The sequence below is a fragment of the Piscibacillus salipiscarius JCM 13188 genome (assembly GCF_001311865.1).
GTDB lineage: Bacteria > Bacillota > Bacilli > Bacillales > Alkalibacillaceae > Piscibacillus > Piscibacillus salipiscarius.
In genome coordinates this window covers 1-16,547 of record NZ_BBCD01000028.1, presented here as the reverse complement: position 1 = coordinate 16,547, position 16,547 = coordinate 1, and the positions used below count along the sequence as shown (strand labels likewise).

15 protein-coding genes and 5 pseudogenes are annotated in these 16,547 nt (G+C 41.7%); 18 read left to right on the top strand and 2 right to left on the bottom strand.

The window, feature by feature from the left end:
- Positions 1 to 8: 8 nt before the first annotated feature.
- The 13 genes and pseudogenes from atpA (at position 9) to spoIIID (ending at position 9,780) form a co-directional block, all read left to right on the top strand.
- Positions 9 to 1,517, top strand: coding sequence for a F0F1 ATP synthase subunit alpha (atpA, locus tag JCM13188_RS14990; protein ID WP_054754777.1), 1,509 nt, complete (start codon positions 9 to 11; stop codon positions 1,515 to 1,517).
- Between the two features lie 35 nt (positions 1,518 to 1,552).
- Positions 1,553 to 2,413: pseudogene (gene atpG / locus JCM13188_RS14985) on the top strand (ATP synthase F1 subunit gamma).
- A gap of 32 nt (positions 2,414 to 2,445) precedes the next feature.
- A pseudogene (gene atpD, locus JCM13188_RS14980) lies at positions 2,446 to 3,845 on the top strand (F0F1 ATP synthase subunit beta).
- Between the two features lie 59 nt (positions 3,846 to 3,904).
- Positions 3,905 to 4,309, top strand: a complete 405-nt coding sequence (locus tag JCM13188_RS14975; RefSeq protein ID WP_054754776.1) for a F0F1 ATP synthase subunit epsilon — start codon at positions 3,905 to 3,907, stop codon at positions 4,307 to 4,309.
- Between the two features lie 229 nt (positions 4,310 to 4,538).
- Positions 4,539 to 4,772, top strand: a complete 234-nt coding sequence (locus tag JCM13188_RS14970; RefSeq protein ID WP_054754775.1) for a DUF1146 family protein — start codon at positions 4,539 to 4,541, stop codon at positions 4,770 to 4,772.
- A 71-nt stretch (positions 4,773 to 4,843) separates the two neighbouring features.
- Positions 4,844 to 5,281 (top strand): hypothetical protein, encoded by a 438-nt coding sequence (locus tag JCM13188_RS14965; RefSeq protein WP_054754774.1) that lies wholly within the window; start codon positions 4,844 to 4,846, stop codon positions 5,279 to 5,281.
- 45 nt (positions 5,282 to 5,326) lie between these two features.
- On the top strand, positions 5,327 to 5,491 hold the full coding sequence (locus JCM13188_RS21425; RefSeq protein ID WP_439646648.1) for a YwmB family TATA-box binding protein: 165 nt from the start codon (positions 5,327 to 5,329) through the stop codon (positions 5,489 to 5,491).
- Between the two features lie 35 nt (positions 5,492 to 5,526).
- Entirely contained in the window at positions 5,527 to 6,657 is a 1,131-nt protein-coding gene (gene murA, locus JCM13188_RS14960) for a UDP-N-acetylglucosamine 1-carboxyvinyltransferase (protein ID WP_279401949.1), read from the top strand.
- The gene (locus tag JCM13188_RS19675) at positions 6,540 to 6,836 is read left to right on the top strand and encodes a carboxyvinyltransferase (RefSeq protein ID WP_369405079.1); all 297 of its coding nucleotides are present in this window, start codon (positions 6,540 to 6,542) and stop codon (positions 6,834 to 6,836) included. The genes murA and JCM13188_RS19675 overlap by 118 nt, the downstream gene beginning before the upstream one ends.
- 171 nt (positions 6,837 to 7,007) lie before the next feature.
- A complete protein-coding gene (locus JCM13188_RS21420) occupies positions 7,008 to 7,346 on the top strand; it encodes a SpoIID/LytB domain-containing protein (protein WP_369405078.1) in 339 nt (112 codons plus the stop codon).
- 55 nt (positions 7,347 to 7,401) lie between these two features.
- A pseudogene (gene spoIID / locus JCM13188_RS21415) lies at positions 7,402 to 8,005 on the top strand (stage II sporulation protein D).
- A 309-nt stretch (positions 8,006 to 8,314) separates the two neighbouring features.
- Positions 8,315 to 8,983: a M23 family metallopeptidase gene (locus JCM13188_RS14950; protein ID WP_054754773.1), complete on the top strand. Its 669-nt coding sequence runs from the start codon at positions 8,315 to 8,317 to the stop codon at positions 8,981 to 8,983.
- A gap of 539 nt (positions 8,984 to 9,522) precedes the next feature.
- The gene (gene spoIIID, locus JCM13188_RS14945; protein WP_054754772.1) at positions 9,523 to 9,780 is read left to right on the top strand and encodes a sporulation transcriptional regulator SpoIIID; all 258 of its coding nucleotides are present in this window, start codon (positions 9,523 to 9,525) and stop codon (positions 9,778 to 9,780) included.
- A gap of 80 nt (positions 9,781 to 9,860) precedes the next feature.
- Here spoIIID and JCM13188_RS14940 read toward each other — a convergent pair whose 3' ends face one another.
- Together JCM13188_RS14940 and JCM13188_RS14935 are read right to left on the bottom strand one after the other, a co-directional pair.
- On the bottom strand, positions 9,861 to 10,340 hold the full coding sequence (locus JCM13188_RS14940) for a hypothetical protein (protein ID WP_054754771.1): 480 nt from the start codon (positions 10,338 to 10,340) through the stop codon (positions 9,861 to 9,863).
- Positions 10,341 to 10,444: 104 nt separating this feature from the next.
- Positions 10,445 to 12,049: an acyl-CoA synthetase gene (locus JCM13188_RS14935; RefSeq protein ID WP_054754770.1), complete on the bottom strand. Its 1,605-nt coding sequence runs from the start codon at positions 12,047 to 12,049 to the stop codon at positions 10,445 to 10,447.
- 465 nt (positions 12,050 to 12,514) lie between these two features.
- Here JCM13188_RS14935 and JCM13188_RS14930 point away from each other — a divergent pair.
- The 5 genes and pseudogenes from JCM13188_RS14930 to fabZ all read left to right on the top strand — a co-directional run bounded on the left by JCM13188_RS14930 (position 12,515) and on the right by fabZ (position 16,324).
- A pseudogene (locus tag JCM13188_RS14930) lies at positions 12,515 to 13,509 on the top strand (rod shape-determining protein).
- 292 nt (positions 13,510 to 13,801) lie between these two features.
- The gene (locus JCM13188_RS14925) at positions 13,802 to 14,620 is read left to right on the top strand and encodes a flagellar hook-basal body protein (protein ID WP_054754769.1); all 819 of its coding nucleotides are present in this window, start codon (positions 13,802 to 13,804) and stop codon (positions 14,618 to 14,620) included.
- 11 nt (positions 14,621 to 14,631) lie between these two features.
- Complete coding sequence (locus tag JCM13188_RS14920) at positions 14,632 to 15,462, top strand: flagellar hook-basal body protein (RefSeq protein ID WP_054754768.1); 831 nt, start codon at positions 14,632 to 14,634, stop codon at positions 15,460 to 15,462.
- A 91-nt stretch (positions 15,463 to 15,553) separates the two neighbouring features.
- Positions 15,554 to 15,865: a DNA-directed RNA polymerase subunit beta gene (locus JCM13188_RS14915; RefSeq protein ID WP_054754767.1), complete on the top strand. Its 312-nt coding sequence runs from the start codon at positions 15,554 to 15,556 to the stop codon at positions 15,863 to 15,865.
- A 22-nt stretch (positions 15,866 to 15,887) separates the two neighbouring features.
- A pseudogene (gene fabZ / locus JCM13188_RS14910) lies at positions 15,888 to 16,324 on the top strand (3-hydroxyacyl-ACP dehydratase FabZ).
- Positions 16,325 to 16,547: the final 223 nt, after the last annotated feature.

Below are 16,547 nucleotides of genomic sequence, written 5' to 3'. Positions count from 1 at the left end.
TGAAATGGATGAGCATCAAAGCAGAAGAAATTAGTGCGCTAATTAAACAGCAGATCGAAAATTATGATTCTGAAGTTGAAGCAAACGAAGTCGGTACAGTTATCGAAATCGGTGACGGTATCGCACGTGTTCACGGCCTTGATAACGTAATGGCTGGTGAGCTTGTTGAGTTTTCAAACGGTGTAATGGGTATGGCGCAAAACCTAGAAGAAAACAACGTAGGTATCGTCATCCTTGGACCATTTACAGAAATTCGTGAAGGCGATGAAGTTCGTCGTACTGGACGCATCATGCAGGTTCCAGTTGGTAAAGAATTATTAGGACGTGTTGTTAATCCATTAGGTCAACCAGTTGACGGTTTAGGACCAATTGAAACGAGCAAAACTCGTCCAATTGAATCACCAGCACCTGGTGTAATGGCACGTAAATCAGTACACGAGCCACTACAAACAGGTATTAAAGTTATCGACTCAATGGTACCAATCGGTCGTGGTCAGCGTGAGTTAATTATCGGTGACCGTCAGACTGGTAAAACATCGATCGCGATGGACACAATTATTAACCAAAAAGAAACTGGCGTAATTTGTATTTACGTAGCAATCGGCCAAAAAGAATCGACAGTTCGTGGATTCGTTGAAACACTACGTAAAAACGGTGCGTTAGAATACTCTATTATCATTAACGCAGGTGCTTCTGACCCAGCTCCATTACTATTCCTAGCTCCATATGCAGGTGTATCAATGGGTGAGGAGTTCATGTACAACGGTGAACACGTTCTAGTTGCATATGATGACCTTTCTAAACAGGCAGCAGCTTACCGTGAACTTTCACTACTATTACGTCGCCCACCAGGTCGTGAAGCATTCCCAGGGGATGTATTCTACCTACACTCTCGTTTACTAGAGCGTGCGGCGAAACTAAATGACGATTTAGGTGGCGGTTCATTAACAGCTCTACCTTTCGTTGAAACGCAAGCAGGGGACATCGGTGCGTACATCCCTACAAACGTTATCTCAATCACAGACGGACAGATCTTCTTACAATCAGATCTATTCCACTCTGGTGTACGTCCAGCAATCAACCCAGGTCTATCGGTATCACGTGTTGGTGGTTCCGCACAGATCAAAGCGATGAAGAAGGTAGCAGGTACGCTACGTCTAGACCTAGCTTCATTCCGTGAGCTAGAATCATTCGCACAGTTCGGTTCAGACCTTGATAAAGCGACACAAGCGAAACTAAATCGTGGTCAGCGTACGGTTGAAGTACTAAAACAGGGTCTAAACAAACCACAACCAGTTGAATACCAAGTTGCGATTATTTACGCACTTGTTAACGGTTATCTAGATGATATTCCAGTAGAAGATATCCAGCGCTTTGAAGCAGATCTACATGCATACTTAGATCAGCATGCGTCTGAGTTACTAGCACACATTCGTGATACTGGAAACTTACCAGAAAAAGAAGATTTCAATAAAGCAATTGAAGACTTTAAAAACACATTTGCTGTAAGTGAGTAATGATGATGAAGTCTCGAAAAAGGTGGTGAGACGTAGTGGCATCGCTTCGTGACATTAAAAATCGAATTAATTCGACGAAAAGTACACAAAAGATTACGAGCGCAATGGAAATGGTGTCTGCTTCTAAATTAAACAGAGCAGAGCAAAAACGCCAAAAAGTTCGTTCCATATATGGAGAAAATTCAAGAAGTTGTTGCTAGTATTGCTGGCGGTAACACTGGTGCAGACCACCCGATGTTGCAATCGAGACCCGTTAAGAAAACAGGTTACATTGTGATTACATCAGACCGTGGTCTAGCAGGTCCTTACAACAGTAACGTTTTACGTGCCCTTTACCAAAAAGTGCAAAAGGAACATGCATCTAAAGATGAATACACCGTATTACCAATCGGTAAAGTCGGACGCGATTTTTGTAAGAAAATGGTATGCCAATCGTTAAAGATGTAACGGGTTTACCAGACCAACCAGATTTCGCTGAGATTAAAGAAATCGCAAGCTATGCAGTTAAACTTTTTGCTGACGGTGAAATAGATGAATTACACATCTTCTACAACCATTTCATCAGTGCGATTTCTCAAGAAGTAACTGAGAAAAAAGTATTGCCATTAACGGACATTGATACGGAAGGCAAGAAATTGACAAGTTACGAATATGAACCAGATGAAGAAGAAATTTTAAAAGTACTATTGCCACAATACGCGGAAAGCATTGTTTACGGTGCATTATTAGACGGTAAAGCAAGTGAGCACGCATCACGTATGACAGCTATGCGTAACGCAACTGATAACGCAGGTGAGCTCATTGATGACTTAACACTTTCTTACAACCGTGCACGTCAGGCAGCAATCACACAAGAAATTTCCGAAATTAGTGCAGGTGCAGCAGCGCTAGAATAACGGCTTGAATGAATTCGTGAGGAGGGAAAAAGATGAGTAAAGGACGCGTAACACAGGTAATGGGTCCAGTTGTTGACGTAAAATTCGACAGTGGCGACTTACCTGAAATATATAACGCCCTAGTAATCGCTGGTGATGAGAACCGCGATGAACTAACACTTGAAGTTGCTCTTCACCTAGGTGATAACTCAGTACGTACAGTTGCGATGGGTTCTACAGACGGACTTGTTCGTGGTGCTGAAGTAACGAACACAACTAACCCAATCTCTGTACCAGTAGGTGAAGCAACACTAGGTCGTGTGTTTAACGTACTAGGTGATCACATTGATTTAGGTGAAGAAATTCCAGAAGAGGTTCGCCGTGACCCTATTCACCGTGAACCACCTAAGTTTGAAAACTTAGCGACAGAAACAGAAATCTTAGAAACAGGAATTAAAGTAGTAGACTTATTAGCACCATACGTAAAAGGTGGTAAAGTAGGTCTATTCGGTGGTGCGGGTGTAGGTAAAACCGTACTAATCCAGGAGCTTATTAACAACATCGCTCAAGAGCACAGCGGGATCTCAGTATTCGCAGGTGTAGGTGAGCGTACTCGTGAAGGTAACGACCTTTACCACGAAATGAGCGACTCTGGAGTAATTAACCAAACTGCTATGGTATTCGGTCAGATGAACGAGCCACCAGGTTCACGTATGCGTGTTGCATTAACTGGACTAACAATGGCAGAGTACTTCCGTGACGAACAAGGTCAGGACGTACTATTATTCATCGACAACATTTTCCGTTTTACACAAGCAGGTACTGAGGTATCGGCACTACTTGGCCGTATGCCATCAGCCGTTGGTTACCAGCCAACACTTGCTACGGAAATGGGTCAATTACAGGAACGTATCACTTCTACGGATAAAGGTTCAATCACTTCAATCCAAGCTGTATACGTACCTGCGATGACTACACAGACCCGTCACCGGCAACAACATTCGCTCACTTAGATGCGACAACAAACTTAGAGCGTAGCTTATCTGAGCAAGGGATCTACCCAGCGGTGGACCCACTATCATCAACTTCTCGTGCTCTAGACCCTAACATCGTAGGTGAAGAACACTATGAAGTAGCTCGTGAAGTTCAGCGTACGCTACAACGTTATAAAGAACTACAAGACATTATCGCAATTCTAGGTATGGATGAATTATCAGACGAGGATAAGCTAACAGTTGCTCGTGCTCGTCGTGTACAATTCTTCCTATCTCAGAACTTCCACGTTGCGGAACAGTTTACAGGTCAACCAGGTTCTTACGTACAAGTTGAAGAAACAATCAAAGGATTCAAAGAAATCCTATCTGGTAAATATGACGACCTACCTGAAGATGCGTTCCGTCTAGTTGGACGTATTGAAGAAGTAGTGGAAAAAGCAAAGGAAATGGAACAATAAAAATGGGAACGTAGGCGGTGATTTGTCGCCGCCTTACGCGTGCCCGAGGAGGGGTAAGGTTGAAAACACTAAATGTGAGTGTTGTCACTCCTGACGGCCCTGCACTTGAAGGCTCATATGAAATGGTCAGTGTTAGAGCAGAGAGTGGAGAGCTTGGTATATTACCAGGTCACATCCCATTAGTTGCTCCATTAACCATTAGTGCAGTACGTTTAAAAAAGGAAGGTCAGACTGAATTACTTGCTGTTAGCGGCGGATTTGTTGAAGTCAGACCAGAACAAGTGACAATCCTAGCACAAGCAGCAGAACAACCTTCCGAAATCGACGTTGATCGTGCGAAGCAAGCTAAAGAACGCGCAGAACAACGTCTCAACATGGCAAAATCTGAAGACATTGATCAAAAACGTGCGGAATTAGCTTTACAACGCGCTATCAACCGTATTGACATTTCGGAAAATAGATAAGCTTATGTACAGGAAGACTCGGCAGATACGTCGAGTCTTTTTGTTTGTACTGTAGAATGTGTAGGCTACTTGCAGGTATAGTTAAAAAAACTTGCAGATAAGAGTTAATTAAACAATATTATTAAGCTATCATGACACTTTTTAACGAACAATTAAAGATTTTATGAAATTTTAGGTTTAGTGTCGATATTACCCGGGAAATGTTGAAATAGGAATTAGAGGTGTAAACATGTTTACAGATCTCGCGATTGACTCAATTATTTTTATGTTCATGCACATTATGTTTATCATACTAGCATGGAAAGTGCTCGAGGCTGTACAACTCGAGCAGATTTTTAAAAAGAATAGAGTTGTAGAAAGCCGAATACTATTTATTATGTTATCCATTACAATCGGCTCTACTGTCAGCAACTTCTTTATTGACTTCATTCAATGGTCCAGACAGTTACAACATCTACTCTAAATTCACATGTATAACTTCGTAAGGCTTTGTCCATCCTTTTACTAAATGATTTTTCCAAGGGGGAGAAAGCCATGCGATGGGTTTCCGTAGTAGTATTATTTTTATTAAGTATTTCTTTATTCTATCAATCTAGTAATTCATTACTCGCCGACGTTTCAACGATTGATCAGTTAGAGGAGTTTTTTATCAAGGAAGGCTTGGATATTTCAAGCGTTAATGTTACAATCCTAACGGTCACAGATAAAAAAACAGGCGAAAGCTTTTACTCAAAATCAGAAAAAAGTAACCCAAAAAATAAAAACATCACCGAATCATTTAATATGGTTTATTTATCTGATAACAGGGTAAAAGTCATATATGAATTTAAAGGCGCCGATTGGAATAAAGAGATCAAAAAAGTGTTACAAAATCGTATGTTAAATGCGGAATTTCGACATTTTTTGAAAACAGTCGAATATACTCTTGTTTTCAATCACGAACAGATGTTAAAATTAATAGTAATTTTATGATTGAGAAAATCATCAATCATTACGATGTAGAAAACGACAAATGTATTGGACGAAGAAAAATTCAAAGTTGTGAGCGGAGAAAGCGATCAATTCGAGCAATATATACCATTAAAAAACGACGAAATAAACATACAATTTTCGGTTAGGGAACAAGAGAATGGTCTAAATACCATAACGATTGGAACACCTATCCTTGTTATTGAATATTAAATAACATACGGAATATCGACACGGAGGGAAAAACCTTGGAAAAAATCATAGTATCTGGTGGAAACCAATTACGTGGTACGGTGAAGGTAGAGGGAGCAAAGAATGCCGTATTACCAGTAATTGCAGCAAGTATAATGGCTAGTGAAGGAAAAAGTACATTAAAGCAAGTTCCTCATTTAGCTGATGTTGATACAATTAGTGAAGTTTTACGTTATATGAATATTAATGTCTTACAATCTGAAAACCAATTAGTTATAGATGCTTCTAATCAATTAAAAACTGAAACGCCTTTTGAATATGTTCGTAAAATGAGAGCCTCAGTTCTTGTTTTAGGACCTCTATTAGCACGCTTCGGTCATGCAAAAGTGGCTATGCCAGGTGGTTGTGCAATTGGTTCTCGTCCAATTGATCAGCATTTAAAAGGCTTTGAAGCAATGGGTGCGAAGATTCATGTTGGAAATGGTTATGTAGAAGCACATGTTCCTGAAAAACTAGTAGGAGCTCGCATTTATTTAGATTTTCCTAGTGTAGGTGCAACTGAAAACTTAATTATGGCAGCAGCTCTAGCAGAAGGTACAACAGTCATTGAGAACTGTGCTAGAGAGCCAGAAATAGTAGATTTAGCAAATTATATTAATCAAATGGGTGGAAAAGTTGTTGGCGCTGGTACGGAGACGATTCGTATTGAAGGTGTCCCAACTTTACATGGCGTAGAGCACAACATCATTCCTGATCGTATTGAAGCTGGAACATTTATGGTTGCAGCAGCGATTACAGGCGGAGATGTCGTCGTAGAAGGCGCTATTCCAGACCATTTACGTTCTCTTATTGCTAAAATGGGAGAAATGGGCGTTAAGATTGAAGAATATGAAAATAGTGTGCGCGTAATTGGTAACGGTGAACTAAAAGGAGTAGATATTAAAACTCTACCATACCCTGGGTTCCCAACTGACTTACAATCACAGTTTATGGCTTTGGCTATGAGATCTAGAGGCACAAGCGTGATTTCCGAAACTGTTTTTGAAAATCGTTTCATGCACGTTGAAGAATTCAGACGCATGAATGCAGTTGCAAAATTGAAGGACGTAGTGCTATTATTGAAGGCCCTTCAGAACTACAAGGCGCAGAAGTTGCAGCGACAGACTTACGTGCTGCAGCAGCGTTAATCATTGCAGGTCTTGTTGCTGAAGGACGTACAACTGTGACTGAACTTAAACATTTAGATCGTGGCTATGTAAACTTTGAAGGTAAATTAAGAGATTTAGGTGCTGACATCGAGCGCGTTTACGAGGAAACTGAAAAAGTCGACCAAGTTATTAACGACTCAATGGCACAATCTAGTTAATATGTATGTTAAAAGCGGCGGCAATCGCCGCTTTTTTTATGCCAAATTGTACATATGTCTATAATAGACAGCCTCTGCAACTTCAAATAAATCTACTTTGGTTCTATCAAAAATAATTTGGGAATAATTATATTGATAGATACAGATTTTATCAAAGGAGGAGCTGTCGCTATGAACATAAAACATGAATTCCTTATCATTGGAGCAGTCTTGATCTCAGTGATTACCGTTCTTCCAGCTGCCATCGTTGTACCATTTTCTAATGCATCGACAGAAACAGTTGACATGAATGAAACAGTAGAGGTTGATTTAGAAACGAGCGATCAACCAGTGGTTCAAGTGATGAGAAGCGCAACGGAAAAAGTCGAAGAGGTCCCACTGGAAGAGTACGTCGTGTCAGTGGTCGCATCGGAAGTCCCTGCTAGTTTTGAAATGGAAGCAATTAAAGCACAAGCCTTAGCTGCAAGGACATATGTCGCACAAATATTAAAAAAAGGGCGGGGCTGCTAAAAACTACGATGTTACCGATACTGTCCAGCACCAAGTTTACAAGAGTTTAGAAGAATTGCGAAAGGCATGGGGCGTCGATTATTCATGGAAGATTAATAAAATCACTAAAGCAGTTAAGGAAACCAAAGGTCAAATCATCACATACAGTGGTGACCCAATTACAGCTCAATTTTTCTCAACGAGTAATGGTTACACAGAAAATGCCGAGGATTACTGGCAAAATGAAGTCCCATACTTAAAAATGGTCAACAGTCCATGGGATAAAAAGTCGCCAGAATATCTGGAACAACAAATTTTACCTAGAAGCGAAGTGGTACAAAAGCTCGGTTTAGATTCTAGTGTTATTGAAGTAACCAACACAGTTAGAACGGAAAGCCAGCGCATTAAGAAAATGACCATTAACGGAAAGAATTTTACAGGACGAGAAATTCGAGAAAACGCTAGGATTACGCTCAAACGACTTCACTATTGAAGCGAAAGGCGACCACATCATCTTTACAACAAGAGGATACGGACACGGCGTCGGCATGAGTCAGTACGGCGCAAACGGCATGGCCCAACAAGGAAAAACCTATCGTGAAATTGTTAAACACTACTACCAAGGTGTCGACATCTCTACTATTCAAGACGTGGTCGGATCACTAAGTGCGATGAATTAGCTGCCTCTATATGAGGTGGCTTTTTTATTTGAAAGATTAAGAGTGAAGGTAGGACAATTTGTGTGTAACTCTATTTATCTTCAAAATAAAAATTTTTCTAGTTCGTGGATAGGTGAATAACTCCCTCCCAAAATGTGAATAACTCGTTATATCCACATGTGCATAACTAGTCAGAGATTCACTTTTCCACATAAAAATTCTTTAGTTTACCCTAAAAATCAAAATTCATCACCATTTTTTGAAAAAAATTTTCGACTTTGATGTATATATTCTTCATTTTTCGTTCAGAATGTTGCTGAGGTGATGAAAATGAATGAAAAAGAAAAGCAATTAATGCGCCAATCTAAGTGGAAGCGCCTGACGCGCCAACGCTGGTTTTACCCAGTCCTTTACATCACTCTAGTTGCTGTGATTTTAGCGGGGGTTATGGTCTACCAATTCCAAGCATCTGATGTGACGGAAGACGGTAATCAAACTAATGAGGAAAACCCAAGCCAAGTTGCAGATAACAACGGTGAAGAGGAGTCTGTACCAGTCACAGCGGAACAGGAAGATTTAGTGATGCCGACTCTGTTAGGGGATCAAGCTGAAATCATTACAAAATTTTATGACGCCGAAGCAACAGAAGAAGAACAAGAAGATGCACTTATTTTCTACAACAACACGTATTACCAGAGTAAAGGTGTCGACATTACTTCTAAGGATGGACAACCATTCGAAGTAATCGCTGCCCTTAGCGGAACGGTGACGAAGGTTTATAAGGATGATTTAGAAGGTCAAGTAGTTGAGATTGAGCATGACGATACGCGTTCGACTTTCTACGGAAGCTTATCTGAGGCTTCAGTAAAAGAAGGCGACGAAGTATCTCAAGGTGATGTGATTGGCGTATCAGGTACGAACGTCTACGGAGATGAAGAAGTGACTAAAGTCCACTTCAGACTCCTAGAAGAAGGCAAACCTGTTAATCCTAACTTTTAATCAGTAAGGTAAAAAATTCTCGCCTGAGAACGGGCGAGAATTTTTTGGTTTAATCGAATATGGTAAATACAAACGTGCTGTAATGGAATACGGACAGCCCACGTCATAATGCGAACAGTTTTCCATGAAATACGGACAGTTTATGGCCTGATGTGAACAGTTTGTCATGAAATACGGACAGATCACTGCTAGATACGAACAGATCAAGACCAAATATGAACAGTTTACCTCAAAATGCGGACAAAACTCAGCTGTATGCGAACAGATTAACTGAAAATGCGGACAGATATCCACTCCATACGAACAATTGACCTAAGAATACGGACAAAACTACAGCCAATATGAACAATTCTCATGAAGATACGAACAGATCAGTCAAAATACGAACAAATCACCCGCACATGGAGATAATTCCGCCCACTTCAATCACGCACGAGGCCTTACCTAACAACAACTCTCCAACTTCCTAACATATTTACTCGTTTTCCTGAATAAACTGTACCATCACATCTTTAGAGGTACATCAGGAGGCGAGGAGTTTGCACGATTACATCAAAGAAAGAACGATCCGAATCGCGGAGCATCTATTAGAGACAAAGAAAACGGTACGCGTGATTGCTAAAGATTTCGGCGTATCGAAAAGTACTGTGCACAAAGATTTAACCGAAAGGCTCCCAACAATTAACCCAGCCTTAGCTAAAGAGGTCAAGGAAGTGTTAGAGTTTCATAAGTCCATAAGACATATAAGAGGTGGGGAGGCGACGCGTAAAAAGTACCGAGAACAAACTAAGGTTTAGACAACCAAACGCCTGTCACCTATACATAACCCATTAAGCCTCATATTCTGGATATCAATACACCTGTGACGGGCACTTTTTTACTTTTTGCGAAGTTCATACAAAACGATTTCCTCTGTTTGATACTCACCGCTTGCTCCAGGCCACTCAATTTCTGCGTGAATTTTTTCAATATCTTGAAACATAACGGGATCTCCGTTCGGTTTAAAGACATTATTATCAACAAATCCAATATTAACCGTACTTGCATCTAACGGTTCGTGAATCGATTCAGACTGCAGCGTGACTTCAACTCCATCGACGAGTGCGTAAGTTTGAAAATTTAAGCTATCAACAATGGGTCCCCGCTCTCCGTTAAAGTGAAGTGTTCCACCGCCTGCTGTATGACTAGTTGGCACAAACTCTACTTTATATTGATTCAAATCCCAATTCTCAGATTCTCCATCTAAATTAAATACATAATAATGGTTGGATTGATCATTATCATCTTGGTTGAACCACCATGTGGCAGCAGCAACGACGATGACTAAGATAACAAGCCCTATACTCTTTTTGTCCATTTGTCTCCTCCTAATCGGGTGCGCCGATTTTTCTCTATAAAACTCTAGCATAAAACGTTCAGAAAAAAACATCCTCGCAGGGTAATGACGAGGATGTTAGTTAATTATTTTTGATTTAAATCGTTGAACTGTTCTCGTAAATCACGCTTGAGCACTTTTCCGCTAGGATTCTTCGGAAGTTCATCGGTGAAGGCAACGTGTTTTGGAACTTTGAACTTGGACAATTTATCTTGGCAAAAGTCAATCACTTGCTGCTCAGTTAGATTAGTTTCAAGCTTTGGCACGACAATCGCAGTGACGGCCTCAATCCAGTAATTATCTGGAATGCCGATAACTGCAACTTCAGAAACACCCTCAAGCTGATAGATCATCTCTTCAACTTCCCGGCTCGAAACGTTAACACCGCCTGTTTTAATCATATCCTTCTTACGATCAACAATCGTAATGTAGCCATCTTCATCCATCACACCAAGGTCCCCGCTGTGGAACCAGCCATTTTTAAACGCTTCAGCGGTCTTTTTAGGATCATGAAGATAACCCTTCATCGCATGCGGCGTGCGGTGGACGATTTCACCTACTTCACCGCGCGCGACTTCGACGTCATTATCATCCACAATTCTTGTTTGCATGTTTAAAGTCGGCTTCCCTGCAGAACCTAATTTAGTTAACTGTTCATCAGGGCCAAGAGCCGTTGCGAGTGGTGCAACTTCCGTTTGGCCGTAGAAATTGTAAAAGCGGGCTTGCGGAAGGCGCTCCGATAGTTCCTTTAAAATTTCACGAGGCATAATCGCTGCACCGTAATAACATTTTTCTAAAGTCGAAAGGTCACGACTGTCAAAATCAGGGTGACGAAGTAGAGCAATCCACACAGTCGGTGGGCAGAAAAGCTGAGTGATTTGTTCACGTTCAATTGTTTCTAAAATGACCTCTGGTGAAGCGGCATCCAATATGATTCCACTCGAACCAAGGTAAATACTCGGGCCAAGGAAGCAGTGAAGCTGAGCACTATGATAAAGCGGCAGCGCGTGAATGCAAACATCTTTATCCGACATCTCACCATTCACCACACAGCTTACATACTCACTGACAATACTTTTATGAGTGAGCATCACTCCTTTAGGACGAGACTCCGTACCACTCGTATATAGCACGTGAGCCAAATCATCATCGTCAAGATCCTCATCAACGAGATCAGTTGGCTGACCTGCCTGCAAATGAGACAGAGGCTTCCAGTCTTGTAAAACTTCAGAAACACGCTGATTGTTTGGAAACTCCATTAAGTAGCGGAATTTAATTTCAAGGTTACCTTTAGATTTTTCTAAAATCGGCGCGAACTCCTCAGGTGCAATGAAACCCGTAACACCCGCATGATTTAAAATATAAGCCACATCATCTTCCGTTAACATGTAGTTAATCGGAATCATGACAGCTCCAAGCCGGGCCAGCGCAAAGTTCACGACAACAAAATCAAGACTATTTTTAGACATAACCGTGATCATGTCACCTTTCTGAACCCCATCCCGGCGAAACGCATGCGCCGTCTGATTCACCAAATCATCTAGCTCCTGATACGTCAGACGTTGATCACGATAAGCAATCGCAAACTTATCCGGATAACGCTCCCTTGTCCTCGTCAAAAGATCCCCAAGCGTTTGACGACGAGCCCTAGTCAATACCCCATCCAGTTGATCCAACACCTTTGTTTTCAATGTAAAACCTCCCCTTACAGAATTTTCTGTATTTTTAGTTTATTATGTTTTGCACTTGAAGACAAGCCCCTGCGTAAGAAGGAGGAATTTCGACAAAATTCATAGATTGGAAGGGTATTGATGGGCAATTGTCATTAAGGAAGCTGCAAATGTCGGTAGGGACGCTCAGTCATGAATCTAAATAGGGGGGGAGTTTAACAGCAATAGGGAAGCAATTAGTCGCAATAGTGACGTGTTGAACCGCAATAGGGAAACACTGAACCGAAATTGGAAGACCATCAGCGCATTAAATAACTCCTCATGACCTAACTTCCAGAGAATTTGACACTTAATATAAAAATAAAACAAATTTCAATAAAAAACAAACTCTTAACCAAAAAACAAAGTGACATGGTGGTTGAAAAGTGATAAAATATGTCAATAGAGTACTATTATTTTTGCACGTGTAGGGGGAGTCATTAATTCATGTTTGCTAGAGATATTGGAATCGATTTAGGTACAGCCAATGTGCTGATTCATGTAAAAGGAAAAGGAATCGTATTAGATGAACCATCCGTTGTTGCGATGGATAAAAATTCAGGGAAAGTATTAGAAGTCGGAATGGCTGCACGCCGCATGGTCGGCCGTACGCCAGGAAATATAGAAGCGATCCGCCCGCTTAAAGACGGCGTCATCGCTGACTTTGACGTAACCGAAGCAATGTTAAGATATTTCATCGGAAAAATCAACGTTAAAGGAATGTTCTCAAAGCCGCGTATTCTAGTATGCTGCCCAACAAACATAACAAAAGTTGAACAAAAAGCCATCCGTGAAGCAGCTGAAAAAGCGGAGGTAAGAAAGTTTACTTAGAAGAAGAACCAAAAGTAGCCGCAGTGGGTGCTGGTATGGATATTTTCCAACCAAGCGGTAACATGGTTATTGATATCGGTGGAGGAACAACAGATATTGCCGTTCTATCCATGGGCGATATCGTCACATCTGAATCTATTAAACTTGCAGGTGACAAGCTTGATCAAGAAATCTTACAATACATCAAACGCAAGTATAAACTACTAATCGGTGACCGCACAGCAGAAGACATCAAAGTCAACATCGCGACTGTCTTCCCAGGTAACCGTAACGAAACAATTGACATTCGCGGACGTGACTTAGTTTCAGGCTTGCCGCGTACGATTACGATCGGATCTGAAGAAATAGAAGAAGCACTACGCGAACAAGTCGCACTCGTGGTTCAAGCAGCGAAACAAGTTCTTGAGAACACACCACCAGAACTATCTGCTGACATCATCGACCGCGGTGTCATCCTAACAGGCGGCGGCGCATTACTAGACGGACTCGATCAGCTCATGGCTGAAGAACTCAAAGTCCCAGTCTTCATCGCCGAAGAACCAATGCACTGCGTCGCAAAAGGCACAGGTATCATGCTAGAAAACATCGACAAAATCGAGAAGATTGGTTAATTTTTGTGTATGCAAGGCTCTTAGGAATGAAAAATGTGAGACTCCTAAGGGAACAGCGGCCAATGCAAGACCCCGCAAAGCGAGGTACGAGCTTGAGGAGGCTTGCTGGTCGCCCTAGGAAAGCGAACATTTTTTCATCTTTTTGAAAAAGTCTTGCAAGCTAATTCGTAGAAGTCAAAAGACGAGCCAAGGCAGCCGAGAAGGAAACCCATAGCATCTGCATGGGACCCCAAGCCTTGGCTTATACATAAACCACTGGTTGGACCACCAACCGAAAAGGAGGCGCAAACAAATGCTCAGAGGCTATAACGCAGCAGGAGCCGGCATGATTGCGCAACAACGTTACCAAGACGCACTATCAAATAATATGTCGAACGCATTAACACCTGGCTATAAATCAGACCGTTCAACGTTTCGCGCATTTCCAGAAATGTTGATCAACGCATACGACGGGTACAACCTTCCAACTCAAAACGAACCGAGAATACCAAACAACCACCGAGTTGGAGCTATTAACACAGGCGTTTACATGCAGGAAAATACACCGCATTTCAATCAAGGTGACCTAAGAGACACAGGAATCTCAACTGACCTAGCACTCGTAAACGGCAACATGCCTGATGAAGACGGATTTACTTTTTTCACAGTTGCTAACGAAGACGGAGCATTACGCTACACGCGGAACGGGAATTTTACCGTTGATGCAGAAGGATTTTTAACGACATCACAAGGTCACTACGTTTTGGATCAAAACAATAACCGAATCCAAACAGGCACGGAACAGTTCGAAGTTACTGAAAACGGACAAGTTATCTCGCCGTTTGACAATACCCTTTTAGGCATCGCCTATCAACCGAATGCTAATGACATGGTGAAAGAAGGCGACAACCTTTTTCGAAATGAAGGAGTTGCTATTCAAAACGCACGAGAAGTAGCAGGGACTGAGTTCAGTGTCAATCAAGGACAGCTGGAACGATCGAATGTTGACCCGCAGCACATGATGACGGAAATGATGAGGTCTTACCGATTATTTGAGATTAATCAGCAGGTCGTTAAGACGTACGATAAAAGTATGGACATGGCCGCCAATCAGGTCGGGCGCATAAATTAGGGGGCTAAACAATGCGTAATATGCTAAACGCTGCCACCACCATGAATCAACTACAACAAAGAATGGATTTAACATCTAATAACTTAGCAAATTCGAATACATTTGGATATAAAGCGAAGAGTGCACAGTTTTCATCGTTGTTGTTCCAACAGGTGAATAACATTAATAACGGAGATGCGGAGGCGCCACGTCTAACGCCAGAAGGTATCCGCGTTGGGTCAGGAGCTAAAATGGCACATACTAGCATGCATATGGACTCTGGTACCATCCAGCAAACTGGCCGTGCGCTTGATATCGCAACGCAAAATGGCGAACGATTTTTCGTCGTTAACGCTCCACTACAAGGCGGCGGGAACGAACTTCGCTATACAAAAGCTGGGAACTTTTACTTGCAGCCTGTTAATGACGGTGCTGGGGTCATGTTGACGACGAGTGAAGGTTTACCTGTTCAAGGTCAGAACGGGCCAATCATTTTAGAAAGTAATTTTGACGACATATCGTTTACTGAAAATGGTGAAGTGCGAGTAACTCGCGGTGAGGAAACACAAGTCGAAGGAACATTACAACTGGTTGACATCACGATGCCACGTGCACTTGAGGCAACTGGCGGGAATTTGTTTAGAATCGATGAAGCTGGTTTGGGAGTTGCAACTGAAGACATCACGGCTAACGTTGCACCAGATGAAGCGGGCTTGATTCCAGGCTCGTTAGAACAATCCAACGTCAATATCGGTAAAGAAATGACCGACTTACTAGAAGCACAGCGCGCTTATTCATTTAACGCCAAGTCTATTTCAATCGGCGACCAAATGATGGGGCTCATCGGAAGCATGCGTTCTTAATCTAATGCCTCTGCAATTAAAACTTGACGAAATCAAAAGTTTTTTTCACAATAAAAGCGGAAGATCATGAGCTTAGAATTGAGGTTTAAATATGGCTTCAGAAGAGAAGAAGAAGAAAACAACAACTGAAGGGCAATCGAAAGAGAACTCGAAGAAGCAGCAAAAGCGTAAAGAAGCTAAGAAAGAACGTAAGCAACAGGGACCAATCAAGCGGTTTATAAATTCCAGAATCCGCTTTATTCCTGTATGGCTTCGCGTCGTGTTATTTATCGTACTGTGTTTTATCGCTTTTTATATTGGCTTAGATGTCGGATATACTAAACTCGGTGACGGGGACGATGCCGATACCGTACGTAGCTTAGATTTTTGGAAAGACATGTGGAACTACATTAAAGGTAAGTAACCACCGCTTAAGGAGGAAAACCATGTTAGATATCGAACAAATCAAATCGATTATCCCACACCGTTATCCATTTTTACTAGTCGATCAAGTCGAGGAACTTGAAGAAGGAAAACGCGCAGTCGGTTATAAGAACGTTACTGCTAACGAACCGTTCTTCCAAGGCCATTTTCCAGAATACATGGTCATGCCAGGCGTCTTAATTGTCGAAGCTTTAGCTCAAGTCGGTGCCGTTGCCATTTTGCAAAAGAAGAGAACAAAGGTAAGCTTGGAATGTTTACAGGCATTGATAAATGCCGTTTCAAACGCCAAGTCAAACCAGGTGACCGCCTAAAGCTTGACGTAGAAATGCTTCGCCTTAAAGGCCCAATCGGAAAAGCTAAGGCAGTCGCAACGGTCGATGGCGACATGGCCTGCGAAGCTGAAATCATGTTCGCTGTAGTTGATCCAAATAAAGAATAATTAGTGATTAAAACTTGTCGCAGATGCTGCGGCAAGTTTTTTTATGTTGCGTATTAGTTCATATTTGTTTAGAAAATGTTTGTATTTCTAAGTGAAGTGTTTGTATTTGAGCGGAAAATGTTCACATTTTATGGAGTATTGATCGTATTTGAACGAAAACTGTTCGTATTTCTAGGAAAAGTGTACGCATTCTGATGAAAAGTGTTCGTATCTCCAAGTGAAC

What these genes read in the sequence shown, in the direction of transcription:
- JCM13188_RS14920 (WP_054754768.1), top strand. Translation starts at nt 14,632, where the DNA reads ATGCGTAATATGCTAAACGCTGCCACCACCATGAATCAACTACAACAA.
- JCM13188_RS14965 (WP_054754774.1), top strand. Translation starts at nt 4,844, where the DNA reads ATGCGATGGGTTTCCGTAGTAGTATTATTTTTATTAAGTATTTCTTTA.
- JCM13188_RS21420 (WP_369405078.1), top strand. Translation starts at nt 7,008, where the DNA reads ATGAACATAAAACATGAATTCCTTATCATTGGAGCAGTCTTGATCTCA.
- JCM13188_RS14940 (WP_054754771.1), bottom strand. Translation starts at nt 10,340, where the DNA reads ATGGACAAAAAGAGTATAGGGCTTGTTATCTTAGTCATCGTCGTTGCT.
- JCM13188_RS14970 (WP_054754775.1), top strand. Translation starts at nt 4,539, where the DNA reads ATGTTTACAGATCTCGCGATTGACTCAATTATTTTTATGTTCATGCAC.
- JCM13188_RS14925 (WP_054754769.1), top strand. Translation starts at nt 13,802, where the DNA reads ATGCTCAGAGGCTATAACGCAGCAGGAGCCGGCATGATTGCGCAACAA.
- JCM13188_RS14950 (WP_054754773.1), top strand. Translation starts at nt 8,315, where the DNA reads ATGAATGAAAAAGAAAAGCAATTAATGCGCCAATCTAAGTGGAAGCGC.
- JCM13188_RS14915 (WP_054754767.1), top strand. Translation starts at nt 15,554, where the DNA reads ATGGCTTCAGAAGAGAAGAAGAAGAAAACAACAACTGAAGGGCAATCG.
- atpA (WP_054754777.1), top strand. Translation starts at nt 9, where the DNA reads ATGAGCATCAAAGCAGAAGAAATTAGTGCGCTAATTAAACAGCAGATC.